We start from the raw sequence: 25,342 nt of genomic DNA, 5'->3' as shown, positions 1-25,342 counted from the left end.
GGCGCCGCCGAACAGTCGCCGGGAAAGACGGGGAGCGAACCGCCGTGCCGAACACCCGCGCACGGCGCGCCGGACGACCGGGCCCGCGGCGCCACACCCGCCGTGACCTCATCGTCCTCGGCGTGCTGCTGGGCATACCCATCCTGCTCGACCTCGCCCTGATCTGGGGCCCGACGCTGGCCTCCGTCGGACTGTCCTTCACCACCTGGGACGGCATCGGCGATATCCAGTGGGCAGGCCTCAAGAATTACGACAACCTCTTCACCACCTACCCGCAGTTCTGGCCGGCGGTGCGCCACAACCTGCTGTGGCTGGCCTTCCTCGGGCTGCTCGCCGCCCCCTTCGGCCTGCTGCTCGCCGTCCTCATCGACCGTGGCGTCCGCTTCAGCCGCTTTTACCAGTCGACGCTCTATATGCCGGTCGTGCTTTCGCTCGCCGTCGTCGGCTTCATCGCCCAGCTGATCCTCTCCCGGGACCAGGGCGCACTGAATGCGGTCATCGGCGGCCGGAATCCCACCGACTGGCTGGGAAATCCCCAACTCAATATCTGGATGGTGCTGCTGGCCGCCTGCTGGCGGCACACCGGCTATGTCATGATCCTCTATCTCGCCGGACTGAAATCCGTCGACCCCGGCCTCAAAGAAGCCGCCGCTCTCGACGGCGCCAGTGCACGCCAGACGTTCTTCCGGGTCGTCCTTCCCACCCTGCGTCCGGTGAATGTCATCGTCGGCGTCATCACCGTCATCGAATCGCTGCGCGCCTTCGACATCGTCTACGCCGTCAACAAGGGCCGCAACGGCCTGGAGCTGCTGTCCGTGCTGGTCACCGACAACATCATCGGCGAGGCGAGCCGGATCGGATTCGGCTCGGCCCTCGCCGTCGTCCTGCTGCTGGTCTCCCTGGGATTCATCGTGACCTATCTCGTCCAGGAACTCCGAGGGGAGCAGCAGCGATGACCGCTTCCGCCACCACCGCACCGCCCGCCCTACGACCGGGACCCGCTGCCCCGCAGCCGACGCGCCGCCGCGGCCGGTTCGGCATCCACCTCTTCCTGGGCGCCGTTTCGCTCGCCTTCCTCGCCCCGCTGCTGCTGGCCGTCTACGCCTCGCTGCGCCCCTACGAAGAGACCGCGAAATACGGCTATTTCTCCTTCCCGCGCCGGCTCTCCTTCGACTACTACCGCCAGGCCTTCGTCGACTCCGGAATGAGCAAGTACTTTCTGAACTCACTGCTCATCGCCGTCCCCGGTGTGCTGCTCACCCTTTTCCTGGCCTCGTTCGTGGCCTTCGCGGTGTCCCGGCTGCGGATCCGCGGCGGCCTCGTCCTGCTGATGGTCTTCACCGCCGGGAACCTGCTGCCCCAACAGGTGATCGTCACCCCGCTCTATGTCCTGTTCAACAGGGTTCCGCTGCCGTACTGGATGTCCGACTCGCTGACGATGTACGACTCCCTCTGGGCCGTCATCGCCGTACAGACCGCTTTCCAGCTCGGTTTCTGTGTCTTCGTTCTGGCCAATTTCATGCGCACCCTGCCACGGGAAATCCTGGAGGCCGCGATCGTCGACGGAGCAGGTGTCTGGGCGCAGTACTGGCGGGTCACCCTGCCCCTGTGCCGTCCCGCGCTCGCCGCCCTGGGCACTCTGCAATTCACCTGGATGTACAACGATTTCCTCTGGGGCCTGGTCTTCCTCTCCGACGGCGACAAACTGCCGGTCACCTCGGCCCTCAACAATCTGCGCGGCCAATTCTTCACGGATTACAACCTTCTCGCCGCGGGATCCGTCCTCGTCGCGCTGCCCACGGTCCTGGTCTTCCTGCTCCTCCAGCGCCATTTCATCGCCGGTCTGACCCTCGGCGCGAGCAAGGGGTAGGCGGGACCGTACGGAACCGGCCGCCGGGCCCACGATGGGCCGCCGTCATATGCGCCGCCCCGTGGGCCGACGGCCGTCCGGAAACCCGGTATCGGGTGAGGGTTTCGGTACAGGAGGGGCGGGGGAGCGCTTGTTTGCCGGGGGCTTCGCGGCGGCGGATACGGTGACCGGCATCCGCCGTGCGCGGCATTTCTCGATCGGCGCGTCCATGGGTGAGCGAAGTCCCCCTGGCCGGGCCGATGGTCGAATGTGCAACGTTCCCGTCGTGCGCGCGGCCCCTGGTTCCCGAGCGTTTCCGTGGCAGGGTGTTGCGGGCAACTCACCTGGGGTCTAGGGAAGAGGGGAAACCGTGATCGTCTGGCTGAACGGCACGTTCGGTGCGGGCAAGACCACTACGGCTCATGAATTGCTCGACCTGCTTCCCGGAAGCACGCTCTACGACCCCGAACTCCTCGGCAGCGGACTGCGGTTGATGCTGCCGGCCAAGCGGTTCGAGGAGATCGACGACTATCAGGACCTGCCGGCCTGGCGGCGCATGGTCGTGGACACCGCCGCGGCCCTGCTCACCGAAGTGCCCGGTCCGCTGGTGACCCCGATGACGCTGCTGCGCCAGGAGTACCGCGACGAGATCTTCGGCGCCCTCGCCGCCCGCCGGATACCCGTACGGCATGTCCTGCTGCACACCGAGGAAACGATCCTGCGGGAGCGGATAGCACACCGCGAGGAGCCCTCCGGCGACGCCGAAACCCACGCATCGATCCGCCGCTGGAGCCTGGAACACCTCACGCCGTACGCCGACGCCCTGCCGTGGCTGCGCGGCGACGCGCACGTCGTCGACACCACCCGGCTGACCCCCCGGCAGGCCGCCGAGCAGGTCGCCGAGGCCGTACGCACCGGCGCCGGTGCCTGCGACATCGTGCAGACACCCGAGCCGACCGCCGAGACGCTCGCCGCCGGTGTCCTGCTCTTCGACGACCAGGACCGGGTGCTGCTCGTCGACCCGACCTACAAGGCCGGCTGGGAATTCCCCGGCGGCGTCGTGGAACGCGGTGAGGCCCCCGCACAGGCCGGCGTACGGGAGGTCGCCGAGGAACTGGGCATCGAACTGCCGCGTGCGCTACGGCTGTTGGTGCTGGACTGGGAAGCCCCCAAGCCGCCCGGCTTCGGCGGCCTCCGGCTGCTCTACGACGGCGGCACGCTGACCGGCGACCGGATCAGCAAGCTGCTGCTGCCCGGCGCGGAACTGCGCGACTGGCGCTTCGTCACCGAGGCCGAGGCGGAGAAAATGCTCCCGCCGGTCCGCTGGAACCGCCTCCGCTGGGCCCTACGGGCCCGCGAGCGGGGTTGTCCGCTCCACCTGGAGGCCGGTGTCCCTCTCGGGTAGTTCCCCACGATTTCGGCTTTTCCGCCGTGGGTGTTGCTCGCCGTGCGCTGCGCTTTGCCTTCGGCCCGCGTCTTCGGCTTTCTCGCCGTGGCGCCTGCGGCGGGCCGGGCCGCTGCGCGGGCTTGCGTCGGGTAGAGCCGGTTCCGCCGCGGGTGGGTGTCCGGACTGCTTCGCTTTACGTCCGGACACCCACCCGCTCCGGCCCGTCCCCTCCCGTTGAGGGGTGGGAAAAACGGTTGGTGGGGGTGCACGCCGGTGGTCCCCTGCTCCTCGCGAAGCAGGAGTGACACGTCCTACGGACGCCCGCCCCCACCCACCTGCACTCACTCCTCCCACGGGAGGGGACGGGCCGTGCGGGACGCCAGCAGTCCACACACCAGGCCCCGGAGGTCCGTCACTGCACCCGACACCCATCGCCGCAGGCGCAACGGCGAGGCACTCGCAAGCGTCACCCGCGCCCACGCCCCGCGCAGCGGAGCCGCAACGGCGAGAAGCCCCACGGTGGGAAAGCCAAAAACGTGGGAATTAAACGGCATAGCTCCGCAGGAAAATGGCCTCCGCCAGCGAAAGCCGTTCCAGTTCCTGCGGCGACACGCTTTCGTTGACCGCGTGGATCTGGGCCTCCGGCTCGCTCAGGCCGATGAGGAGGATCTCCGCGTCGGGGTAGAGGCCGGCGAGCGTGTTGCACAGCGGGATCGAGCCGCCCATGCCGGAGGTCTGCATCTCCTCGCCGTCGTACGCCTCCCGCAGGGCCGCCGCCATCGACGTGTACGCCGGGCTGGTGGTGTCCGCCCGGAACGCCTGGCCCTGGCCGACCTGTTCGACCGTGACCCGAGCGCCCCACGGAGCGGAGCTCTCCAGGTGTGCCGCCAGCAGCTTGGTGGCTTCGGCCGCGTCCGTGCCCGGCGGCACTCGCAGGCTCACCAGCGCACGGGCGCCCGCCTGTACGGACGGGGTGGCGCCGACCACCGGCGGGCAGTCGATGCCGAGCACCGTGACGGCCGGGCGGGCCCAGATGCGGTCCGCGATCGAGCCGTTGCCGAGCAGACCGACCCCGTCGAGGACCTTGGCGTCCTTGCGGAAGTCCTCCTCCGGATACTGCAGGCCCTCCCAAGTGGCGTCCGCGGTCAGCCCGTTCACCGTCGTCGAGCCGTCCTCGGCGCGCAGTGAGTCCAGGATGCGGATCAGTGCCGCCAGCGCGTCGGGGGCCGCGCCGCCGAACTGGCCGGAGTGCAGATTGCCCTCCAGGGTGTCGACCTGGACGCGGAGCAGCGTCATCCCGCGCAGCGTCGCGGTCACCGTCGGCAGCCCGACCCGGAAGTTGCCGGTGTCACCGATGACGATGGCATCGGCGGCGAGCAGCTCCGGGTGCGCCTCGGCGTAGCGCTCCAGACCGCCGGTGCCCTGCTCCTCCGAACCCTCCACGATCACCTTGACGTTGACCGGGATGCCGCCGTGCTCCTTGAGCGCGCGCAGCGCCGTCAGATGCATGATCAGGCCGCCCTTGCAGTCCGCGGCGCCGCGGCCGTACCAGCGGCCGTCACGCTCGGTCAGCTCGAAGGGAGGGGAGACCCAGGCGGCCTCGTCCAGGGGCGGCTGCACGTCGTAGTGGGCGTACAGCAGGACCGTGGGAGCGCCGGCCGGGCCGGGGAGGAAGCCGTACACGGACTGGGTGCCGTCCGGGGTGTCCAGCAGCGCCACGTCCTGGAAACCGTCCGCCCGCAGCGCATCGACGATCCAGTTGGCGGCCGCCTCGCACTCGCTCTTGGGGAACTGGGCAGGATCCGCGACCGACTTGAAGGCCACCAGCTCGGCCAGCTCGTTCCTGGCACGGGGCTGCAGCGCGGCGATGGTGCGGGCGAGCGGGCTGTCAGACATGGAACGCTCCTTGTGGGCGCGACGTTGTGTCGTACGGGCGGTCCGGCCTCGTGAGCCGGGCGGGCCGGACGTACGGGCATCAGTGCCCCCGATCTTCCCACAGGCCCCTTGAGCAACAGCGGCCCGTAGGATGCGGGCGGTACACGCAGCCAGGCATCGAACGGGAGCAGAAGCACAGGTGAGCAGCGAGCGGGCAGCGGAGGACAACCAGCAGGTGTGGGACGTCGTGGTGGTGGGCGCGGGGCCGGCGGGAGCCTCGGCCGCGCATGCCGCGGCCTGTACGGGACGCCGGGTGCTGCTCCTGGAGAAGGCGGAACTCCCGCGCTACAAGACCTGCGGCGGCGGCATCATCGGACCCTCCCGGGACTCCCTCCCGCCGGGTTTCGACCTGCCGCTGCGCGACCGGGTGCATGCGGTGACGTTCTCGTTGAACGGCCGGCTGACCCGCACCCGCCGCTCCAAGAACATGCTGTTCGGGCTGATCAACCGCCCCGAGTTCGACGCCCGGCTGGTCGAGTCCGCCAAGGACGCGGGCGCGACGGTCCGTACGGGCGTCACGGTCTCCCGGGTGGAGCAGCACGGCGCCGAGGTGCCGGACCGGCGGACCGTCGCGGTGGTGCTCGGCGACGGAGAGGTGGTGCTGGCCCGTGCCGTGATCGGCGCGGACGGCAGCGCGGGCCGCATAGGAGCCCATGTCGGGGTCAAGCTCGACCAGGTCGACCTGGGTCTGGAGGCGGAGATCCCGGTGCCGGAGCCGGTCGCCGAGGACTGGGCGGGCCGGGTGCTCATCGACTGGGGGCCGATCCCCGGCAGCTACGGCTGGGTCTTCCCCAAGGGCGACACCCTCACCGTCGGTGTCATCTCCGCGCGCGGCGAGGGCGCGGCGACCAAGCGCTATCTGGAGGACTTCATCGGGCGGCTGGGCCTCGCCGGTTTCGAGCCGAGCATCTCGTCCGGGCACCTCACGCGCTGCCGCGCCGACGATTCCCCGCTGTCCCGCGGCCGGGTGCTGGTGTGTGGGGACGCGGCCGGGCTGCTGGAGCCGTGGACGCGGGAGGGCATCTCCTTCGCGCTGCGGTCCGGGCGGCTCGCGGGGGAGTGGGCGGTGCGCGTCTCCGAGGCGCATGACGCGGTGGACGCCCGCCGCCAGGCGCTGAATTATGCCTTCGCCATCAAGGCGGGCCTGGGTGTGGAGATGGGCGTGGGGCGGCAGATGCTCAAGGTCTTCTCGCGCCGCCCCGGTCTGCTGCATGCCGCGGTCACGGGCTTCCGCCCGGCCTGGCAGGCCTTTGCGAAGATCACCCGCGGGACGACGACGCTGGCCGAGATCGTGCGCACGCACTCGATGGCGCGCCGGGCGCTGGAGGCGATGGACCGCGGCTGAGGCGGGACGGCGCCGGCCGGGGCGTTTGGTGACAGGCCCTGGCGGCAGGCCCTGGTGACAGGCCCCGGCGGCTCGTCCCGGGGCGGGTACCGGCCGGGGGCGGCGGCCGCCCCCGGTGGGGACGTGTGCCGCGTCGTACTCCCGGAGGAGTACGTCTGATCACCGCGCCGGGCTGACGCCGCCGGGCCCCGCCGCGGTCTAGCGTGACGGCATGGAGAATGCACGGCCGCCGTGGGCGCGGCGCTGCGTCGGCCCGGTGTGGGAGCGGTGGCTGGCGGCTCCGCCCGGGGAACCGCGCGGCCGGACCGGCACCCGGCTGCCCTGGCTGTCGACCCTCGTCGTGACGCTCGTGGTGCTGGTCGGCTCCGGTTTCGCCGGCCACGACCAGCCGGGCCGCGTCCCGCTGGACTCCCTCGGCCGCGCGCTGCTGGTCCTCGGCGGGGCCCTGCTGCTCTTCCGGCACCGCTTCCCGCGCACCGTCGCCATCGGCACCGCCACCGCCGGTGCCGCCTACCTCGCGGCCGGCTATCCGTACGGACCGGTCTTCCTCATCCTCGCCCTCGGCGCGTTCGCGGCGGTCGTCGCGGGACACCGCAAGGTCGCCTGGTGGGCGCTGGGCGGGGTGTGGGTCTCCCATGTGGTGGTCGCCCACTGGCTCTACCGGTGGCTGCCGCCCCCGCACGACGGGCCCGCCCCCTGGGGGCAGGAACTGCTCGTCATCGCCTGGGTGGTGGCCGTGGTGGCCCTCTCCGAGCTGGTACGGGTGCGCCGGGAGCAGCTGGCGAAGGCACAGGCCGAGCGGGCCGCCGCGGAACGCCGCAGGGCGGACGAGGAGCGGCTGCGGATCGCCCGCGAGCTGCACGACGTCCTGGCGCACAGCATTTCCGTCATCAACGTCCAGGCGGGCGTGGGACTGGCGCTGCTCGACAGCGACCCGGAGCAGGCACGGTCCGCGCTGACCACCATCAAGGACGCGAGCAAGGAAGCGCTCGGCGAGGTCCGTCAGGTCCTCGACACCCTGCGCACACCGGGCGACGCCCCGCGTTCCCCGGCCCCCGGACTGGACCGGCTGCCCGAACTCACCGAGCAGGCCCGGAGCGCCGGGCTCGCTGTCGATCTCACCACCGAGGGCACCCCGGCCACGCTGCCGCCCGGCACCGACCTCGCCGCCTTCCGCATCGTCCAGGAGGCGCTCACCAACATCGTCCGCCACTCCGGTTCACGTACCGCCCGGGTGCTGCTCCGCCACACCCCCGGAGCGCTGGAGATCCGGGTCGACGACGACGGCCCGGCGACCGCCGGCACGGGTGAGCGGGGCGGCGGCAACGGACTGATCGGGATGCGGGAGCGGGCCGCCGCGCTGGGCGGCACCGTCGAGGCGGGCCCGCGCCCGGACGGCGGCTTCCGGGTCCGGGCGCGCATCCCGCTGACCGGGACGAGGACACCGGACCGGGACCCGGGTGCGGATACGGTGACCCCGACCCCGACCCCGCCCCCCACCGCCACCGAGGAGGAGCCGTGATCCGGGTACTGCTCGCCGACGATCAGCTGCTGGTGCGGGCCGGTTTCAAGGTGCTGCTGGACGCCCAGCCCGATATCGAGGTGGTCGGCGAGGCCGCGGACGGGCGGCAGGCGCTGGCCGCCGTCCTGGCACACCGCCCGGACGTCGTCCTGATGGACATCCGGATGCCGGTGGTGGACGGTCTGGTGGCCACCCGCCGGATCACCGAGGACCCGCGGCTGCCGGACGTGAAGGTCGTCATGCTGACCACCTTCGAGCTGGATGAGTACGTCTTCGAGGCGATCCGCTCCGGAGCCTCCGGCTTTCTGGTCAAGGACACCGAACCGGAGGAGTTGCTGCGGGCCGTGCGTGCGGTCGTCGCCGGTGACGCCCTGCTCTCGCCCGGGGTCACCCGCCGCCTCATCGCCGAGTTCGCGGCCCGCTCCAAGGAACCGGCCGCGGCCGATGCGCTGTCCGCACTGACCGAGCGGGAACGCGAGGTGATGGCGCTGGTCGGCATCGGCCTCTCCAACGAGGAGATCGCCCGTCGGCTGGTCGTCAGCCCGCTCACCGCCAAGACGCATGTCAGCCGCACGATGGTCAAACTGGGCGCCCGCGACCGCGCCCAACTCGTCGTGCTGGCCTATGAGTCGGGACTGGTGCGGCCCGGCTGGCTGGGGTGAATCCGGGCCAGGGGCCGGGCTGAGACGCGGGAAGTGCCACGCGGTGGCGGTCCGCAGCGGGCGGGCGGGCCGGCACGGGCGTGGTCCGGCCGACGGCTGCCCACCGGACCGCGGCGCCCCCCCCACGAGCTCAGACGCCGCCCCGCTCCTGCCACAGCCGGGGCAGCGACTCATCGCCGGTGATGGTCAACGCGTCCCACGGCAGGCGGTTCCACAGCGCGAGGTACAGCTCCTCGGCCGGGCCCTCGATCGTGCAGTCGGCCGGCTTTCCGGCGTCCGGGCCGTCGGCGTCCGGGGCGGTGCGCACCGTGTGCGGCGGGGCGTCGGAGAGGTGCACGGTCCAGTCGGCGCCGGGCGAGTTCGCCGCGCGCAGCCGCAGCGTCCGGGGGACGTCCGTACGGATCCGGCTGCGGTCGCGGGCGTGAAAGCCCGTCAGGAGTTCGTCGATCCCGTCGGCGGCGAAGGCGGACGGGAGGGGTGTGAGGGAGGCACCGACCGCCTGCTGGGCGTCCGCGCGGTGCACCGAGGTCTCGTGCGCCTGCCGGCGGGCCCAGAAGGCCAGCGGGGACGGGGCGGGCAGGAATGTCCAGGCGGCCAGGTCCTGCGGCGCGGAGTGCAGCGCCAGGACGAGGTGGTGGTGGCCTTCGCGCAGCCAGGGCACGAGTTCGTCGTCGGCCAGATCCGGGGTCTCGGGAGGACGGCTGGGCTGCTGCAGGCCCTGCGTCACGAACCCCGTCGCCCAGCGGTGCACCTGTCCGACATGGGTGACCAGATCCCGCATCTGCCACTCGGGACAGGCCGGAATCCGGGCATCCGGCCCCGCCTCCTGTGCGGCGTCGGCGAGCAGGCCCCCGTCCAGTCGCAGCGTTTCGACGAACTCAGTGATCTCCATGCGCACGAGTGTGCCAGCAGGCACTGACAACGGACCTCCGCGGGTCCGGACGGCGACCGCAGCGGGCGGAGGCTGTGTGCAGCGGCCGGTGGCCGTGGGTACGCGGGTGCCTCAGGGCCGCCCGGTGTGTGCCCCGCGGGTGGCGTAGGCGATGCCCGCCGCGAGCGCCGCCAGCAGGGCGACCGTGGTCAGCGCGGCGGGCAGACCGACCGCCTCGGCGAGGAAGCCGATGGCGGGCGGGCCGAGCAGCATGCCGCCGTAACCGACGGTGGAGGCCACGGCGACCCCGTCCGGGCCGCCGGTCTCGCCGGCCCGTGCGAGGGCGATGGGGAAGATGTTGGCGAGCCCCAGGCCCGCGACGGCGAAGCCGGCACAGGCCGCCCAGGCCGTGGGGGCGAGCGCCCCGAGCAGCATGCCCGCGGTCGCCGTCGTCCCGCCCGCGATCAGTGCCCGGGCCGCCCCGAAGCGCTGCACGGCCGCCGTTCCGGACAGCCGCCCCACGGTCATCGCCAGCGCGAACACCGCATATCCGGCGGCGGCCGTACCGGGCCCGGCGCCCAGGTCCTGGGATAGGTGCAGCGCGCCCCAGTCGGCCATCGCCCCCTCGCCGTACGCGGTGCACAGGGCGATCAGCCCGAAGACGAGCACCAGCCGGCGCGCCCGGCCCGCACGGACACTCCCGGGGCCCTCCGCGGCGGGCAGCCGCTCGGGGACCTCCGGCACCGGGTGTCCGCACAGTGCGCGCCCCGCAACCACCGTCACCAGCAGCCCGACCGCGGCGAGCAGCAGCAGATGGACGGTGGCGGACAGGCTGCCCGCGAGCAGTCCGCCGAGGCCCGCGCCGAGCATGCCGCCCAGGCTGAAGGCGGCGTGGAAGCCCGGCATCACGGGGCGCCGCAGGGCGTCGATGAGAGCGACCGCGGCGCTGTTCATCGCGACGTTGAGCGCGCCGTACGCGGCGCCGAAGACCAGCAGGACCAGTCCCAGTGCGGTCGCGGAGCGGGTGAGGGGCGGCAGCACGATGCTCAGCGAGAGGGCGGCCGCGGCGGCGGCCGTCACGGCGGGGCTGCCGAACCGCCGGCACAGCCGTCCGGCGATCATCATGAAGGCGACCGCGCCGGCCGACACGCCGAGCAGTGCGAGCCCGAGGGTGCCCGCTCCCGCGCCGGTCTGCGCCTTGATCGCGGGGATACGGACGACCCATCCGGCGAAGAGGAAGCCGTCCATGGCGAAGAATGCGGTGAGCGCGATACGGGTGCGGGTCAGGCGCGGATCGGCGGGGACGGAGCCGTGCTCCTTCGTGAGGGCCCTCCGTATTTTGTTTAGCGTCGGCACAAAGCCAGAATAGGGGTGTGACCCAGACTCGGACAACCAGGCTGGAGCGGGGCCGCGGCGCCCTCGGACCCGCACTGGAGCTCGTACACACCGGCCGCGCGCCCACCCGCGCCGTTCTGACCTCCGAACTCGGCGTGACCCGCGCGACCGCGGGAGCGGTGGCCGCCGAGCTCGAAGCGCTCGGACTGATCACCGTCGATTCCCGGCCGACCGCCTCGGCCGGCTCCCAAGGGCGCCCCTCCCACCGGCTGTTCGTCGCCGAGCGCGGACCGGTCGTGCTCGCCGCGCAGATCCACGCGGACGGGTTCCGGGTCGCGCTGGTCGGGCTCGGGGGCCGCATCGTGGCCACCTCGGCCGGCTGCGGCACCATCCCCGCCGATCCGGTGCATGTGCTCGCCGATGTCGTCGCGGCCGGCTCCGACCTGCTGCGCGAGACCGGACGGCGCTGCCTCGGCGCCGGCCTCGCGGTGCCCTCCGCGGTCGCCGAACCGGACGGCGAGGCCCTCAACCCGCTGCACCTCGCCTGGCCTTCGGGCGCGCCCGTACGCGCCCTGTTCCTGCGCTCGCTCGCCGAGGCCGGCATCCCCGGAGTCACCGAACAGATCGGCTTCAGCGGCAACGACGTCAACCTCATGGCGCTCGCCGAACACCGGCACGGGGCCGGCCGGGGAGCCCGCGATCTGCTCTGTGTGGCCTCAGGCCACCGGGGAGTCGGTGGGGCGCTGGTGCTCGACGGCCGTCTGCACAGCGGCAGTTCGGGCCTGGCGCTGGAGGTCGGCCATCTGACGGTCAACCCCGAGGGGGCGCCGTGCCACTGCGGCAGCCGCGGCTGTCTGGACGTCGAGGCGGACCCGCTCGCCTTCCTCGTCGCGGCGGGCCGCGAACCGGGCCCCGAGGTCTCCCTGCTCCAGCAGGCCGCCGACCTGCTGCGGGACGAGTACGCCGATCCGGGCGTCCGCGCTGCGGCCGATCTCCTCATCGACCGCCTCGGGCTCGGCATCGCCGGACTCGTCAACATCCTCAACCCCGACCGCATCGTCCTCGGCGGACTGCATCGCGCCCTGCTGGAGGCCGATCCGGAACGGCTGCGCGCCGTCGTCGCCGACCGCAGCCTGTGGGCCCGTGGCGGCGGGGTGCCGATCCTGCCCTGCAGCCTCGACCACAACAGCCTGGTCGGCGCGGCCGAGCTGGCCTGGCAGCCGGTTCTGGACGATCCGCTGGTCGTCCTCGACCGGTAACGGGCGGGCACGATACGTGGCCGCCCCCGCCGCCGCCGTGGACCTGGTGCAGGAGCTTCCGCGTCGAGCTCGCCGCCGCATACGCCCGGGCGGTGGGGGGAGGGCCGGGCGCACCGGAACGCGGCGGAGATCGGTCCGCGGGAGGCCTTTAGGCTGCGCTCATGATTCCCGAAGCGGTCGCGCGCAGCCCGTACGTCAGCCTGGTCACCTACCGCAGGAACGGGACCCCGGTGGCCACCCCCGTATGGGCGGTGGCCGAGGGGGCGGAGCTCCTGGTGTGGACGCGGGACGACAGCTGGAAGGTGAAGCGGCTGCGCAAGGACACCCGGGTGACCGTCACCCCGTGCGATGTCCGCGGCCGGATCGCCGAGGGCGCGCAGACCGTCGAGGGCACCGGCCGGCTCCTGGAGGGCGCCGCGGGGCTGGGCCGGGTACGCAAGGCGATGGCGCGCAAATACGGGCTGCGGTTCCGGCTGATGGACGGCGTCGGCGCGCTGGTGCGCGGCGGCAAGCGGCCGCATGTGGGGATCTCGGTCACCCTGTAGGCGCCGGGTGGGCTGCCCGGACCGCACGCCCGGCCGCCCGGACCGGACACCTGGCCGTCCGGAAAGCACGCCCGGCCGTCCGGACCGCACCCCGGCTCCCGGTCAGCGGCTTCCGCCGGGCGCCCGCGCCCAGTCCGCGGCGAAGGCGCGTGCCGGGTTGGCCGTCAGGAACTGTGCCACCAGGTCCGCGCCCAGGGCGACTTCGAGCCGTTCCCGGTGGCGGCGCAGCAGATAGGGCATACCGGGGCCGCCGTTGACCGATCGGGCACCGGCCGTGGTGGTGTCGCCGCCGAGCAGGATCCGGTCACCGAAGCCCGCCTCGGCGAGCGCGGCCAGCGCCTCGGGCAGCCGCCAGTCGGTTGCGTGATGGGCCCGCGAGGGGCCGTCGAACGCCAGATACGCCCCGGCCTCGGCGGCCGTCCGGTGTACGACGAGGTCCGGCGAGCGGTTGAGATGGCCGAGGATGACCCGGTCCGGCGGGACCGCCAACGTGCCGCAGAGCAGGTCGAGTACGTCCAGCGCCCCGGTGCCCAGCTCCAGATGGACGCCGATGGCGGCGCCGGTCGCCCGCTGGGCCTCGGCGGCGGCCGCCATGGTGTGCCGGGCGTGCCGGTCCAGCCCGTGGAAGCCGCCGGCGACCTTGATCATTCCGGCCCGCGGGCCGGTGCCGCCGATCCCTTCGGTCAGCTCGGCGACGAACAGCCCGGCCAGATCCGGGCGGACCCGCGCCAGCAGCTCGGGGGAGTAGTGCGCCGCCTGGTGCAGCCCGGTGGCGGCGACGATCCGCACCCCTGACTCCCTTGCCAGCCGCGGCAGTTCGGCGGCGCGACGGCCCATCCCGTACGGCGTCCACTGGATCACCGCCGCACCGCCGGCCGCGCGGAAGGCGCTCAGCTCGGCGGCCGCCGCCTCGACGTCGTCCAGTTCCTGCCCCGGGAGTTGGGGACTGCGCAGGAAGAGATGGTCGTGTGCGTCGCAGATGCCGAGAGCGGCGGGCGCGATATCGCCGAGGACCGTACGGACGGCGGGGGCGGCGGGCCTACCCGCGGGAGCCCGGTTCACCACTGCTGTCCCGCGCCCAGCCGGCCGGTGCCCGGGGCGGACAGATGCAGCACCTGGAAGCGGTCGCCCGCGGACTGCGGGGCGCCGTCCGTCCAGAGGGTGAAGTGCACCAGTTCCCAGTGCCGGGGGTCGAAGGCCAGCGCGGTGGTGTGCACCCCGTCCGTGGCGGCCAACTCCTCGTGTCCGGCGACCGCGTCCGCAACGAAGGTGGCGAGGTCGGCGCGCTCGGCGAGCGTTTCGGTCCGGCGGGTGAAGGCGCGGGGCGCGGCATCCGAGGCGGGGCCCGGACGGTGGAACAGCCCCTGCCAGTGCTGGACGGCCGGCCGGCCGAAGTCACGGACCACGCCGCGGAATCCGTCGCCGAGGAGGAAGCGGTTCATGGCCTCCGGGTCGGCCCAGAGATAGAACGGCGCGTACTGGTTGACCGGCGAACCGTCGACGCCGCGCTCGCGGATGCCGTACGCCTTCAGGCCGAGCCCGGGGAAGTCGTCCAGGAGGTGGCCCTTGGACTCCACGCGGTGCCGGATGATCCGCATGTCGTAGTCGGCGGGCAGGGTGAGGGCGTACTGCATGGCGTGCATGACGGGCTCCATACGGGGGCGGGGCGGAGGGAGGTGGCTCTGCGGTGGGTGGTCACCCGCCGGGGTACTCCTGGGCGTCGACCAGTTCGGCCCACTCCGCGGCGGTGCCGTCGCCGGCTGCCTCGACCGTCGCCAGGTGGGTCATGAAGGTGTCCGGTGCCGCGCCGTGCCAGTGCCGTTCGCCCGGTGCGATCCAGACGGTGTCGCCGGCGCGCACCGGCTCGACGGGGCCGCCCGCGCGCTGCACCAGACCGGCGCCCTCGGTGATGTGGAGGACCTGGCCGTGCGGGTGGGTGTGCCAGGCGGTGTGGGCGCCGGGCGCGAAGTGGACGCTGAACATCCGGAGCCGGGACGGCGCGGGCGGCGCCGCGATCTCGTCCAGCCAGACACTGCCGGTGAAGTGCGCGGCGGGTCCCGGCCTGCTGGCGGGGCGCTGTCGGGTGATCTCCATGGGGAGGTAACTCCTGGTGGTTGGGGCGTTCAGCCGGCGGCGGGGACCTGTGCGGCGAGCAGGGCCAGCACGCCCTGTACGGCCGCGTCGAACGGCGCGGTGTCATCGGCGGCGCGGGCCAGCACATAGCCGCCCTGGACAACGGCCGCCACGGTCGCGGCCGTCGCCGCCGGATCGAGCGCGGCGGCGAGCTCGCCACGCCGCTGTCCCTCGGTGAGGACCTCGGTGATCCGCTCCCGCAGCCAGTCGAACATCTCGTCCAGCGGGCGGCGCAGCTCGGCGCTCTGCACCACATCGCGGTCCTGCGTCATCCGGCCGACCGGGCAGCCGCGCAGCACCTGCCGCTCGCGCAGCAGATACGCCGCTACGCGGTCATACGCCGTGCCGGGTGCGGCCAGGCACTCCTCGGAGGCGTGCTTCAGCTCCTCCGCGGTACGCCGGATCGCCGCCAGGGCGAGAGCGGACTTGCCCGAGAAGTGGTGGTACATGCTGCCCTGGCCGACGCCAGCGCGCTCCAGGATCGCCTTGGGACTGGTGCCGACATAGCCCCGCTCCCACAGCAGCTCCTGGGTGCTCCGGACGAGCCGTTCCTGTGTGCCGGGCGGTTCCTGGGTGCTCATGACGGCACTGTACATACTAGTAGTTACAGTGATCAAGAGTGGGTGGGCGGCGGGAGGGCGGTGGGCGGAACCCCGCGTGTCCGGGCAGTCGTGCGTCCACGGCCGCGCGTCCGGGCGGCCGGGAGCAGCCGCCGGTGGCCCGCGTACTTCCCGGGTCGTACGGAAGGAGCCGCTGGCCGTACGACGACCGGCGGGCCCCTGGAGGCGAGTCTCGGAGAAGACCGGAAGTCCCCGGTCCGCCCGGGACCGGAAGGCCCCGGAAACATCTGCCCACCGAGGAGCTGATCGCGATGTCCGAGCTCGCCGACCCCTGGTCCGGAGGCGGCCCCGGCCCCTGGATCCTGTTCGTCCCCGTCCTCTGGGCGCTGGTCATCTTCGGCGTGGTGACACTGCTGCGCCGCACCGTATGGCGCCATGGCGGGCCCGGCCGGCAGTTCCGCGGCCCGCAGTACCCCGCCCGCGCCGAGACGCCCTCGCCGCTCGCCGTGCTCGGGCGGCGCTTCGCCTCGGGTGAGATCGACGAGGAGGAGTACTGGCGCCGGCTCTCCGTCCTGGAGGAACACTTCGCCGCAGGCCCCAAGGGGGGCGCGGCGTGACCGCCGCCGGCCCGGACCGCCGCGCCGTCCGGGCCGGCCGCCGGAGGTCAACCGGCAGGCGCGGCAGGGGGATACGCCGGACGCCCGCCGCGGCGGCACGGCCCGGTGGGCGGCGGCCGACGGCGGCCCGTCAGCCGACCTTGGTGCCCCGTATCCGGATGTGTGAGCCGGCCGCCGTACGGGCGTCCTCCTGTGGCAGGGGCTCCCCGCACCCGCGGACCGCACGGACCTCTTCGGGCGCCGTGATCAGGGCCGGAAGGGTGAACCACACGACCTTGCCGCTGCCGTCCGGGCGCACCCCCCAGCTCTCGCTGAGCGCCGCGATCAGCGCCAGACCGCGACCGCAGGTCTCCCAGCTCTCGGCGACCCGGATCCGGGGCAGCCGGGGGTCCTCGTCGTGCACCGAGACCGTCAACTGATCAAGAAGAACGCACAGTTCCACGGTGCACTGTTTGCTGGGACGGGCGTGCCGGTGCACATTGGCGAGGAGTTCGGTCACCCCGAGCGCCGCCGGGTCTATCAGGGCATCGAGACGCCAGTACCGCAGCTGGGCGGAGACGATTCTGCGCACATGTCCGATGCGAGCCGGAACGGCTTGGAGCTCCACCGTGCAGTGCCTGCTGGGCTGCCTGATCACGACCGCGACTCCCTGATGAGGCCGGGCGCCCCTCATACCGGGCAGGGGCGAAGATCGGATCCAGCGATGCCGACTGCGCCACAGCGTCACCGCTGGTGAACCCTCAGTGATACGAGTCCAGGGTCAGGCAGCCGGAGCGCTCCCGCAACCGCACCTCCACGGCCGGAGCAAGGCCGTCAGGGGTGGGGCGGGCGCGCCGCCTCCAGGGCCTTGAAGAAGAGCTCCGGGGCGCCGAGCGTGAGCGAGTAGCGGTGGCCGTTGAGCGTGGCGAGCGCCCGGTCCCGTGCCGCGAACAGCGGCTTATGGGCCTGTACGGCCTGCAGCGGGGCACTGTCGATCTCCGTGCCGTAGCTGGTCAGCAGCGCCAGTCTGCCGTCGCTGATGACGACCTGACCGGCGCGGGTCAGGGACCGCAGCCACCGCTCGATCCGTACGCCGGTCGCGTTGAACTCAGGCTCCGCCATGCCGGCACCTCCTCGGTAGACGGGCAGCTGCCCTCCACCGCCCCTTGGGGGAAGTCTGCCGCTACCGCGCCCGGCGCACCAGTGGCCCCGGTGCGCAGTGCGCACAACGGCCCTGCCCCACGGCCTCCTTGGGGTATCTCAAAGCGATGTTTATGCAGGTGAGAAGCGTGCGGCGGGTGGCTATAGTCGGAATCGGCCCGCCGTTGTCCGCGGGCTTCCACACCCAGAGGAGCGCGCCGGTGAGCACCGCACAGCAGCCGCAGAGCCGGCCTGACCACGAGGCCGCGAGCGAAGCCCCGATACCGACCGTCGACGTCGACCGCACGGATCCGGACTACCGCAGCTGGCTCAAAGAAGCCGTCCGCAAGGTCCAGGCGGATGCCAACCGCACCGCCGACACCCATCTGCTGCGCTTCCCGCTGCCCGAGAAGTGGGGCATCGACCTCTACCTCAAGGACGAGTCGACGCACCCCACCGGCAGCCTCAAGCACCGACTGGCCCGCTCGCTGTTCCTCTACGGGCTGTGCAACGGCTGGATCCGCCCCGGCAAGCCCGTCATCGAGTCCTCCAGCGGCTCCACGGCCGTCTCCGAGGCGTACTTCGCCTCCCTCATCGGGGTGCCGTTCATCGCGGTGATGCCGGCCACCACCAGCCGTGAGAAGACCCGGCTGATCGAGTTCCACGGCGGCACCTGCCATCTGGTGCAGGACCCGCGGACCGTCTACGAGGTCTCCGCCCGGCTCGCCGCCGAGTCCGGCGGCCACTACATGGACCAGTTCACCTACGCGGAACGGGCCACCGACTGGCGCGGCAACAACAACATCGCCGAGTCGATCTACCAGCAACTGCGGCTCGAACGCTATCCCGAGCCCGCCTGGATCGTGGCGACCGCGGGCACCGGCGGCACCTCCGCGACCATCGCCCGCTATGTCCACTACATGCAGTACGACACCCGCATCTGCGTCCCCGACCCGGAGAACTCCTGTTTCTTCGACGGCTGGCTCACCGGCGACGCCAAGACCGACTGCGCCACCGCCTCGCGCATCGAGGGCATCGGGCGGCCGCGGATGGAGCCGAGCTTCGTGCCCGGCGCCATAGACCGGATGATGAAGGTCCCGGACGCGGCCAGTGTCGCGGCCGTACGCGCCCTGGAGACCGCGATAGGCCGCAAGGCGGGCGGTTCGACCGGCACCGGGTTGTGGAGCGCCCTGAAGATCGTCGCCGAGATGGTCGCCGAGGGCCGCAAGGGATCCGTCGTCACCCTGCTGTGCGACCCCGGTGACCGCTACCTCGACAAGTACTACTCCGACGACTGGCTGGCCTCCCAGGGCTTGGACATCACGCCCTACGCGCGCACCCTCGACGAGTTCCTGACCACCGGCTCCTGGTCCGCCTGAACCTCCGGGCGGGCGGTGGGGACCGGCTCAGGGGCGGGTGAGCCTGAGGGTGGGTTGCGGGGAGCCGGCTCAGGGCCGGGTGAGCCTGCGGGTGGGCGGTGGGGGTCGGCTCAGGACCGGGTGAGCCTGCGGTCCAGGGCCCGTGCCGACCCCCGGAAGGCGCGGCCCAGACCGGGCCTGGCCAGCGTCAGCAGAAAGCGGAACGGCGCCGGGCCGTCCGCCGCGAACGTCCACCGCAGCCGGGTGCCGCCGCCCGCCGGTGCCAGCCGCCAGTCCTCCAACAGGGCCCGCAGACCAGGGGCGTTGGTGGTGTCGACGCGGTAGGCGTAATGCGCGTCGGGCTCGGCCGCCAGGACCGTCTCGGTGAAGCGGGTGCCGCCGGTCAGCCGCACCTCCCTGCCCGTGCCGCCCTGTGTAGGCGCCGAGCGCGCCACGCCGGTGAACCAGCACGACCAGCCGGCCACATCGTCCGCCAGCGCCGCATACACCGCCTTCGGCGGCGCGCTGACCTCCGCGGTGAACACCAGCCGCAGCGGGGCGGATTCGACGAAGTCGAGCTCGACGGGGCGGAGTCGGCGTGCCATGGGACGAGCACCCCCTACGGGACGGTCGGCGGGTCTGCGCGCACACCCTAGCTGGCGGCCCGTCAGATGTCTGCGTCCTCCGGCTGCTCGCCCGCCACCACCAGCTCCGGCGGCAGCTCCGCGAACTCCGCACGCGCCCCCGCGGGCAGCCCGGCATCCGTCACCAGGACATCCACCTGATCCAGCGTCGCGAACGAACTCAGGCCGACCGTGCCCCACTTGGTGTGGTCGGCGACCACCACCACCCGCCGCGCGGACCGCACGAAATGCCGGTTGGTCTCCGCCTCCGCCAGATTCGGCGTCGACAGACCCGCCTCGACCGATATGCCGTGCACCCCGAGGAAGAGCACATCGAAATGCAGCGACCGGATCGCGGCGTCCGCCACCGGGCCCACCAGGGTGTCCGACGGCGTACGCACGCCGCCCGTCAGCACGACCGTCGCGGCACCCGCGCGCGGTCCCGTGCCACCGCTGGCCGCCGCCCGCTGCGCGGTGTAGAACACATCGGCCACCCGCACCGAATTCGTCACCACTGTCAGATCCGGCACCTCCAGCAGTTGCTGGGCCAGCGCGAACGCGGTCGTGCCGCCCGCCAGCGCGATCGCGCTGCCCGGCGCCGCCATCTCGGCCGCCGCCTTGGCGATGTCCTCCTTGGCGCTCAGCTCCAGCCCCGACTTCGCCTCGAAACCGGGCTCGTGCGCGCTCGGCTCGCTGACCGGCACCGCGCCGCCGTGCACCTTCTCCACCAGGCCCTGCCGGGCCAGCGCGTCCAGATCGCGACGGACCGTCATGTCCGACACGCTCAGCTTGCGGGTCAGCTCATTGACCCGCACCCCGCCCCGTCGTCTGACCTCGTCGAGAATCAGGGCACGCCGCTGCTCCGCGAGGAGATTCTGGTTGTCGCTCACCCCGGCCCGTCCCTTCCGCCCCGGCTCGCTGTGTCGGGTCGTACGCGCTGGCTTTGCCGCCTGCGATCACTGATGCCCTCATCCTCGCACGAGGCACTGACAGTGACGGCGTTGTCGGGTGAGGCGGTTCGGCGCGGGTGGGGGAAAGGGGGATGGGCGGAGGCGGGGGACTGGGGTGGGGTGAGGGGTGTGGTGGTGGCGCTTTCTGAGCTGGCTCGTGCCCGCCTCCCTCGGAGCTGGTCGTGTCCGCCTCCGGTTGCTCCCCCGCCCCCTCCCCCTCTCCCCCTTCGGGGGAGGGGGCGGGGGTGGGTTCGGGGGTGGGAGGGGGACGCGCGAGAGCGCGAGACGAAGCCCCGACACCTTCGCCAGAACGCCACCCCGAGGTGGTGCTGGATGTGCGTACAAGGGGAAGAGACAATCCTGGGGGCGTCGCACCGCTCGGCGCCGCACGGACTACGGGGGAATTCAGTGGAGACCGCGGACCCGACACCGCACGCCCGCCCAACGGACCCTGGCAGCCCAGGAGATGGGCCACCGGACAACGCACCACAGCTCTCCCTGGAGCTGCTGGTGCACGGCGTCGGGGGCACCACCGCCCAGGAGATGCTCGGTGACCCACGCGTCCAGCTGATCACCGGCGACGACACCGCCGCCTGCTACCGCCGCACCGAGGACGCGGACGCCGAGCAACGGCCCGACGACTACCGCGTCGAGCCGGTCCGCGAGGCGTACTGCTGGTCCAACCTCACCTCGGGCAACGGCGCCCGCGCCCTGTGGCTGATCCTGGTGCCCTTCATGGTCGCCAACCTCGCCCACTGGATGCGCCCGGCCGCCCCGCCCGAGCACCCGGCCCAGCGGATCTACGACCTGCTCGTACGCATCCTCGCCCTCACCCTCACGGTCCTGCTCGCCGCCGCGGCCTGCGAGGTCGCCCTCGACCTCACGGCCTGGCAGTGCGCGGGCACCACCGTCTGCGCCTCCGGCAAATCCTGGATGGGCTTCCTCAGCCCCGACAACTCCGGCTGGTGGAGCGCCCCGGGCCGCCGTCTCGCGCTCGCGTCCGTGGTGCCGCTGCTCGTCATCGGCTTCCTGTGGGGGCTCTCCCGCCGCACCTGGAGCGCCTACGAATCCGCCTCACCGCCGCCGCGGCTGCCCGGTACCTCCCGCGACACCCCGGTCGCCGAACGCACCGCGCTCAGCCGCGAGGGCTTCTGGTACGGCCGCCGGCTGGTCGCCAGACTGCGCGCCGCACACACCACGGCCGGTGTGCTGACCGTGGCCGCCGTACTGCTCGCCGCCGCCGCGAAGGCCGACGGGGACGACGGCCGCACCGTCCTCGCGGTCACCGGCCGGGCCCTGACCACCCTGGTCATCCTGCTCGCCGCCGCCACCCTGGTGGTGGTCTGGCGCACCGCCCGCAGCGAGGACGCGCCGGACGTCGCCTCGGACCACCTGGTCGTACGGGCGCTGCCGTTCGCCGCCCTGGGGGTGCTGGCGCTGACCATGGTGCACACCGGCTGGGCGCGCCCCGGCGCCCACAGCCACGGTCCGCTGCCCGGCGCCGCCGCCTTCGGCGGGATCGCCGTCTTCCAGGGCGTGCTGGTCCTGGCGCTGGCGGTGACGGCCTGGGTCCTGCAGCGCGCCGCCCGTGACGACGCCCGCACCGCGCTGCGCGGTATGGGCGGGCCCGCCGTCGCCCTGCTGGCCTGTGCGGTCGGCGGGGTGCTGTCCGGGGGCGTGGCCCAGCGCTTCGCGGACTGGCTGGACGGCGGTGCGACCCCCGGCCAGGCGCACGCCCCCATCCCCGGGCCGCCGGTCCTGCTGTCCTGGCAGGCCTCGGTCATCCCCGTGCTGCTGGTCGTCGTCGCCGTGGTCGCCGTGCTCGCCGCCGTCCGAGTGGTGATCGTCCGCAACCGGGTGGCCAAGGACATCCCCGGGCTCTACGACCCGCGCGAGCACCCCGACGCGGGCCGTACCAAGCGCATCGCCGCCACCATCGCCGGCGCCGGACTCACCGATTCCGCGCCCGTCCTGATCGCGGCCACCTCCGCCGTCACCCTCGTCCTCGGGGCCGGTGCGGTGGTCGGCGCCTGGCTCACCGGCCGGGCGCCGGGCCGTGCCACCGAAGGCGCGCCGCCCGTTGTGCACGCCGCCGCCGAGACCGCGGAATCCCTGGGGTCCTGGCTGATGGGCGCCGGGGTCATACTGCTGATCACGGCGGGCCGGCGTGCCTACCGGGATCACTCCGCCCGCCGCACCATCGGCATCCTGTGGGACGTCGGCACGTTCTGGCCCCGCGCCGCCCACCCCTTCGCACCGCCCTGCTACGCCGAGCGCGCCGTCCCCGACCTCACCTGGCGGATGGCCACCTGGACCGAGCGGTTCGACGGCCGGCTGGTGCTCTCCGGGCACTCCCAGGGCAGTGTGCTGGCGGCCGCCGCGGTCTGGCAGCTGGACCTGGTCACCCGCAGCCGCGTCGCCCTGATGACGTACGGCAGCCCCCTGGAGCGTCTCTACGGACGCTGGTTCCCCGCCTTCTTCGGGCCGCCCGCGCTGACCGGACTGCACCGCGAGATGGACGACTGGCGCAATCTGTGGCGCTTCACCGACCCCATCGGCGGCCCGATCCGGCTCACCTGCGAGGACGGCCGGCGGATCGACCAGGGGCCGCTGCGCGACCCGCTCGCCTTCGGCCGCACCCTGCAGAACCCGCTGCCCGCCCAGATCCTGGGCCATGGCGACTACCAGGCCGACCCGGTCTTCGAGACGGTCCGTGCCGAGCTGATCGCCCGGCTCGGCCCGGACGTGCCGTGCCAGCGACCCGCTGACGACCGCCCGGAGGTGCGTCCGGCTCAGGGGAGTTCGGGAAGGTCGTCCGCGTAGAGGAGGGTCAGGTCGTCGGTGCTCGGGTCGGTCAGCTGCGCCACCCGGCCCGCGTGCCGCTCGACCATCGCCTCGAACGTCTGCCGCGCGGTACGGCCGTTGCCGAAGGAGGGGCCCTTGGGCAGCGCCGTGAAGTACTTCAGCAGCGCCTCGCCGGCACCCTCGGCGAGGTGGTATTCATGCTCCTCGCCCTGCTGCTCGACGATCCGCAGCAGCTCCTCGGGCGCATAGTCGCCAAAGGTGATGGTCCGTGAAAAACGGGACGCCACACCGGGGTTGACCGCCAGGAAGCGCTCCATCTCGGCGGTGTAGCCCGCCACGATCACCACCACCGCGTCCCGGTGGTCCTCCATCAGCTTCACGAGGGTGTCGATGGCCTCCTTCCCGAAGTCCCGTCCGGAGTCCTCGGGGGAGAGGGCATACGCCTCGTCGATGAACAGCACCCCGCCACGCGCCCGGTCGAACGCCTCCTGGGTACGGATCGCCGTCGAGCCGATGTGCTCGCCCACCAGGTCCACCCGGGACACCTCGACCAGATGCCCGCGCTCCAACACCGCCAAGGACGCCAGGATTTCGCCGTACAGCCGGGCCACGGTCGTCTTGCCGGTACCGGGGGAGCCGGTGAAGACCAGATGGCGGCGCACCGAGGCGGCCTTCAGCCCCGCCTCCTGCCGGCGGCGCCCCACCTCGATCATGTTGATCAGGCTGCGCACCTCACGCTTGACGCTCTCCAGCCCCACGAGGGTGTCCAGCTCCCCCAGCACCTCGTCGGAGGGCCGGCTGCTGACGGCCGGTTCCGCGGCCACCGGCGCCGGTGCGGGCGGCGGCGGGCCCTGCGCCGGGACGTTGCCCAGCAGCCCGGCCGTCTGGGTCATCTGCTGTACCGCGGGCGCCGTCGCGCCGGTGCCCGGTGCCGGCACGGCCCGGCTCTCGTCGCTGGTGCAGTCCTGGACCGTCGGCCCGTCGCCCTGCCCGGCCCCGCCCTCGGCGAACTCGTAGCCGCCGCGCGCACACCGCTCCGTACGGCAGCGTGTCAGCGTCGTACGGCAGCCGTCGATCACATGGAAGCCGAAGCCCGAACTCCCGGTGACCCGGCAGCCCTGGAAGCTGCCGCGGCCCTCGGCGGAGACATAGAACCCGGCCTCGGCCGGTGAACTGACCGTGCAGCCCTCGATGGTGGGGTCCGCGCCCTTGGTGACGATCACGCCGGTCTGCGCACCGTCGATGGTGCAGTTGGCGAGCGTGCCGCCACTGCCGTGGTCGCGGAACCAGGCCCCCGTCGCGGCCTCCCGGATCCGGCAGTCGTCCAGCTGCACGGTCGCCCCGTCGCTCACCGACACCGCGGTGTTGCGGACCTGGGCGATATCGCAGTCGACGACATCGGCGCGGGAGCCCCGGTCCAGGACGAACAGGGCGTCCGGGACGTCGTGCACCCGGGTCGCGTCCAGCACGGCGGTGGCGCCGTCGCTCACCCACACCGCCGGGTAGTCGCCCGTGCTGTCGTGGATCTCGCACTGGTTGGCGTCGACGCGGGTGCCCGGGTCCCAGACGGACAGCCCGTTGCGCCCGAAGTGCCGCACCGTGCTGCGGGTCAGCGTCAGCACCGAACGGGACCGCAGATCGACGGCGTTCTCCGGGATGTCGTGGATGTCGCAGTCGGCGAGGGTGAGGACCGCATCGGTGTCCAGGGTGACGCCGTCGGCCGAGGTGCGGTGGACCGTGCAGTCGGTGAAGTGCCCGGTGGCCCGGGACGCGACCTGGATCCCCGCGCCCTTGATCTCGTACAGCTCGCAGCCCACCGCCTCGACCGCGCTGCCCTCACCGTGCAGCGACAGTCCGGCGCCCGAGGCGTGGTGGATCCGGCAGTTCTCCAGTCGGGGGTGGGCCCCGCCGCGCACCGCCACTCCGGCCTGCCCGGCGGCCATCACCTCGCACTCCTCGAAGACACCGCCGGCGCCGTCCAGGACGCTGATGCCCACTCCGCCCGCGTTGTCGACCGTGCAGCGGCGCACCGTGGGGCGGGCGCCGCCGCGGACCTCGATGCCGGACGCGGACCGGGTCACCACCCGCAGGCCGGCCAGCTCCGGGGCGCCGTCCTCCACCAGCAGCGCGGGCGACGCCGAATCCGTCGCCTCCAGATGCAGATCGTGGACGGTGGCCGAGGCGCGTACCGTCAGCGCCACACCGTCGGACGGGGCGATCCGCACCGAACCGCGCGCCCCGTCCGGGCCGCGCAGGGTCACCGCGCGCACCAGCACCAGATTCTCGCGGTAGGTACCGGCCGGGACGGTCAGCACATCTCCGTCCCCGGCGGCCTCCAGGGCGGCGGCGAGCGAGCTGTACTCCCCTGTACGGCGTCGCCAACGCGAGGTTCCGGAGTGCGTCACCTGGACCGAGCCCTGTGCCATGGCGCTGTCGTGTCCCCACTTCGTGCGGCGGTTGTCGGCCC

General features: G+C 72.8%; 23 protein-coding genes. 11 read left to right on the top strand and 12 right to left on the bottom strand.

Annotated features, from left to right (window positions below; translation table 11 throughout):
• The first annotated feature begins 44 nt into the window (after positions 1-44).
• The 3 genes from NUT86_RS07380 (at position 45) to NUT86_RS07370 (ending at position 3,254) form a co-directional block, all read left to right on the top strand.
• Complete coding sequence (locus NUT86_RS07380; RefSeq protein WP_159489624.1) at positions 45-956, top strand: carbohydrate ABC transporter permease; 912 nt, start codon at positions 45-47, stop codon at positions 954-956.
• A complete protein-coding gene (locus NUT86_RS07375; RefSeq protein WP_148592045.1) occupies positions 953-1,870 on the top strand; it encodes a carbohydrate ABC transporter permease in 918 nt (305 codons plus the stop codon). Before NUT86_RS07380 ends, NUT86_RS07375 begins: the two co-directional genes overlap by 4 nt.
• Before the next feature lie 349 nt (positions 1,871-2,219).
• The gene (locus tag NUT86_RS07370) at positions 2,220-3,254 is read left to right on the top strand and encodes an NUDIX hydrolase (protein ID WP_274734236.1); all 1,035 of its coding nucleotides are present in this window, start codon (positions 2,220-2,222) and stop codon (positions 3,252-3,254) included.
• 525 nt (positions 3,255-3,779) lie between these two features.
• On the opposite strand, the gene NUT86_RS07365 is transcribed toward NUT86_RS07370, so the two are convergent.
• A complete protein-coding gene (locus tag NUT86_RS07365) occupies positions 3,780-5,132 on the bottom strand; it encodes a dipeptidase (RefSeq protein WP_274734234.1) in 1,353 nt (450 codons plus the stop codon).
• 178 nt (positions 5,133-5,310) lie between these two features.
• On the opposite strand from NUT86_RS07365, the gene NUT86_RS07360 reads away from it, so the two are divergent.
• The 3 genes from NUT86_RS07360 to NUT86_RS07350 all read left to right on the top strand — a co-directional run bounded on the left by NUT86_RS07360 (position 5,311) and on the right by NUT86_RS07350 (position 8,700).
• Complete coding sequence (locus tag NUT86_RS07360; protein WP_093638934.1) at positions 5,311-6,516, top strand: geranylgeranyl reductase family protein; 1,206 nt, start codon at positions 5,311-5,313, stop codon at positions 6,514-6,516.
• Positions 6,517-6,727: 211 nt separating this feature from the next.
• Positions 6,728-8,038 (top strand): sensor histidine kinase, encoded by a 1,311-nt coding sequence (locus tag NUT86_RS07355; protein ID WP_274734231.1) that lies wholly within the window; start codon positions 6,728-6,730, stop codon positions 8,036-8,038.
• Positions 8,035-8,700: a response regulator transcription factor gene (locus NUT86_RS07350; protein ID WP_274734229.1), complete on the top strand. Its 666-nt coding sequence runs from the start codon at positions 8,035-8,037 to the stop codon at positions 8,698-8,700. The genes NUT86_RS07355 and NUT86_RS07350 overlap by 4 nt, the downstream gene beginning before the upstream one ends.
• Before the next feature lie 130 nt (positions 8,701-8,830).
• On the opposite strand, the gene NUT86_RS07345 is transcribed toward NUT86_RS07350, so the two are convergent.
• Entirely contained in the window at positions 8,831-9,592 is a 762-nt protein-coding gene (locus NUT86_RS07345; RefSeq protein ID WP_274734227.1) for a maleylpyruvate isomerase family mycothiol-dependent enzyme, read from the bottom strand.
• Positions 9,593-9,703: 111 nt separating this feature from the next.
• Positions 9,704-10,927 (bottom strand): MFS transporter, encoded by a 1,224-nt coding sequence (locus NUT86_RS07340; RefSeq protein WP_274734225.1) that lies wholly within the window; start codon positions 10,925-10,927, stop codon positions 9,704-9,706.
• A 17-nt stretch (positions 10,928-10,944) separates the two neighbouring features.
• Between NUT86_RS07340 and NUT86_RS07335 the strand changes: the two genes are divergently transcribed.
• Together NUT86_RS07335 and NUT86_RS07330 are read left to right on the top strand one after the other, a co-directional pair.
• Positions 10,945-12,165: an ROK family protein gene (locus NUT86_RS07335; RefSeq protein WP_109888346.1), complete on the top strand. Its 1,221-nt coding sequence runs from the start codon at positions 10,945-10,947 to the stop codon at positions 12,163-12,165.
• A 161-nt stretch (positions 12,166-12,326) separates the two neighbouring features.
• Complete coding sequence (locus tag NUT86_RS07330; protein ID WP_127149813.1) at positions 12,327-12,710, top strand: PPOX class F420-dependent oxidoreductase; 384 nt, start codon at positions 12,327-12,329, stop codon at positions 12,708-12,710.
• A 102-nt stretch (positions 12,711-12,812) separates the two neighbouring features.
• Here NUT86_RS07330 and NUT86_RS07325 read toward each other — a convergent pair whose 3' ends face one another.
• From NUT86_RS07325 to NUT86_RS07310, 4 genes are read right to left on the bottom strand one after another with little or no spacing between them, the layout of a single operon-like run.
• Positions 12,813-13,772, bottom strand: a complete 960-nt coding sequence (locus tag NUT86_RS07325; RefSeq protein ID WP_274734223.1) for a phosphotriesterase family protein — start codon at positions 13,770-13,772, stop codon at positions 12,813-12,815.
• Positions 13,769-14,353, bottom strand: a complete 585-nt coding sequence (locus NUT86_RS07320) for a DUF4865 family protein (RefSeq protein ID WP_274734222.1) — start codon at positions 14,351-14,353, stop codon at positions 13,769-13,771. The genes NUT86_RS07325 and NUT86_RS07320 overlap by 4 nt, the downstream gene beginning before the upstream one ends.
• 52 nt (positions 14,354-14,405) lie before the next feature.
• Entirely contained in the window at positions 14,406-14,804 is a 399-nt protein-coding gene (locus NUT86_RS07315; RefSeq protein WP_274734221.1) for a (R)-mandelonitrile lyase, read from the bottom strand.
• A gap of 29 nt (positions 14,805-14,833) precedes the next feature.
• The gene (locus NUT86_RS07310; protein ID WP_274734220.1) at positions 14,834-15,424 is read right to left on the bottom strand and encodes a TetR/AcrR family transcriptional regulator; all 591 of its coding nucleotides are present in this window, start codon (positions 15,422-15,424) and stop codon (positions 14,834-14,836) included.
• Between the two features lie 290 nt (positions 15,425-15,714).
• Between NUT86_RS07310 and NUT86_RS07305 the strand changes: the two genes are divergently transcribed.
• Positions 15,715-16,020, top strand: coding sequence for an SHOCT domain-containing protein (locus NUT86_RS07305; protein ID WP_274734219.1), 306 nt, complete (start codon positions 15,715-15,717; stop codon positions 16,018-16,020).
• A 130-nt stretch (positions 16,021-16,150) separates the two neighbouring features.
• Here the strand turns inward: NUT86_RS07305 and NUT86_RS07300 are convergent, their stop codons facing one another.
• Together NUT86_RS07300 and NUT86_RS07295 are read right to left on the bottom strand one after the other, a co-directional pair.
• Positions 16,151-16,657 (bottom strand): ATP-binding protein, encoded by a 507-nt coding sequence (locus NUT86_RS07300; RefSeq protein ID WP_051104172.1) that lies wholly within the window; start codon positions 16,655-16,657, stop codon positions 16,151-16,153.
• Positions 16,658-16,833: 176 nt separating this feature from the next.
• Entirely contained in the window at positions 16,834-17,121 is a 288-nt protein-coding gene (locus tag NUT86_RS07295) for a hypothetical protein (protein WP_018090832.1), read from the bottom strand.
• Between the two features lie 239 nt (positions 17,122-17,360).
• Here NUT86_RS07295 and NUT86_RS07290 point away from each other — a divergent pair, with 239 nt between their 5' ends.
• A complete protein-coding gene (locus NUT86_RS07290; RefSeq protein WP_274734218.1) occupies positions 17,361-18,518 on the top strand; it encodes a PLP-dependent cysteine synthase family protein in 1,158 nt (385 codons plus the stop codon).
• A 110-nt stretch (positions 18,519-18,628) separates the two neighbouring features.
• Here NUT86_RS07290 and NUT86_RS07285 read toward each other — a convergent pair whose 3' ends face one another.
• Positions 18,629-19,102, bottom strand: coding sequence for an SRPBCC family protein (locus NUT86_RS07285; RefSeq protein WP_274734217.1), 474 nt, complete (start codon positions 19,100-19,102; stop codon positions 18,629-18,631).
• A 62-nt stretch (positions 19,103-19,164) separates the two neighbouring features.
• Positions 19,165-20,010, bottom strand: a complete 846-nt coding sequence (locus NUT86_RS07280; RefSeq protein ID WP_018090829.1) for a DeoR/GlpR family DNA-binding transcription regulator — start codon at positions 20,008-20,010, stop codon at positions 19,165-19,167.
• Positions 20,011-20,478: 468 nt separating this feature from the next.
• Here NUT86_RS07280 and NUT86_RS07275 point away from each other — a divergent pair, with 468 nt between their 5' ends.
• Positions 20,479-22,893: a hypothetical protein gene (locus NUT86_RS07275; RefSeq protein ID WP_381844347.1), complete on the top strand. Its 2,415-nt coding sequence runs from the start codon at positions 20,479-20,481 to the stop codon at positions 22,891-22,893.
• On the opposite strand, the gene NUT86_RS07270 is transcribed toward NUT86_RS07275, so the two are convergent.
• Complete coding sequence (locus NUT86_RS07270; protein ID WP_274734216.1) at positions 22,863-25,301, bottom strand: right-handed parallel beta-helix repeat-containing protein; 2,439 nt, start codon at positions 25,299-25,301, stop codon at positions 22,863-22,865. The genes NUT86_RS07275 and NUT86_RS07270 overlap by 31 nt on opposite strands.
• Positions 25,302-25,342 lie beyond the last annotated feature (41 nt).

The sequence above is a fragment of the Streptomyces sp. G7(2002) genome (assembly GCF_028870195.1).
GTDB classification, from domain to species: domain Bacteria; phylum Actinomycetota; class Actinomycetes; order Streptomycetales; family Streptomycetaceae; genus Streptomyces; species Streptomyces nigrescens.
This window is presented reverse-complemented; position numbering and strand designations above follow the sequence as displayed.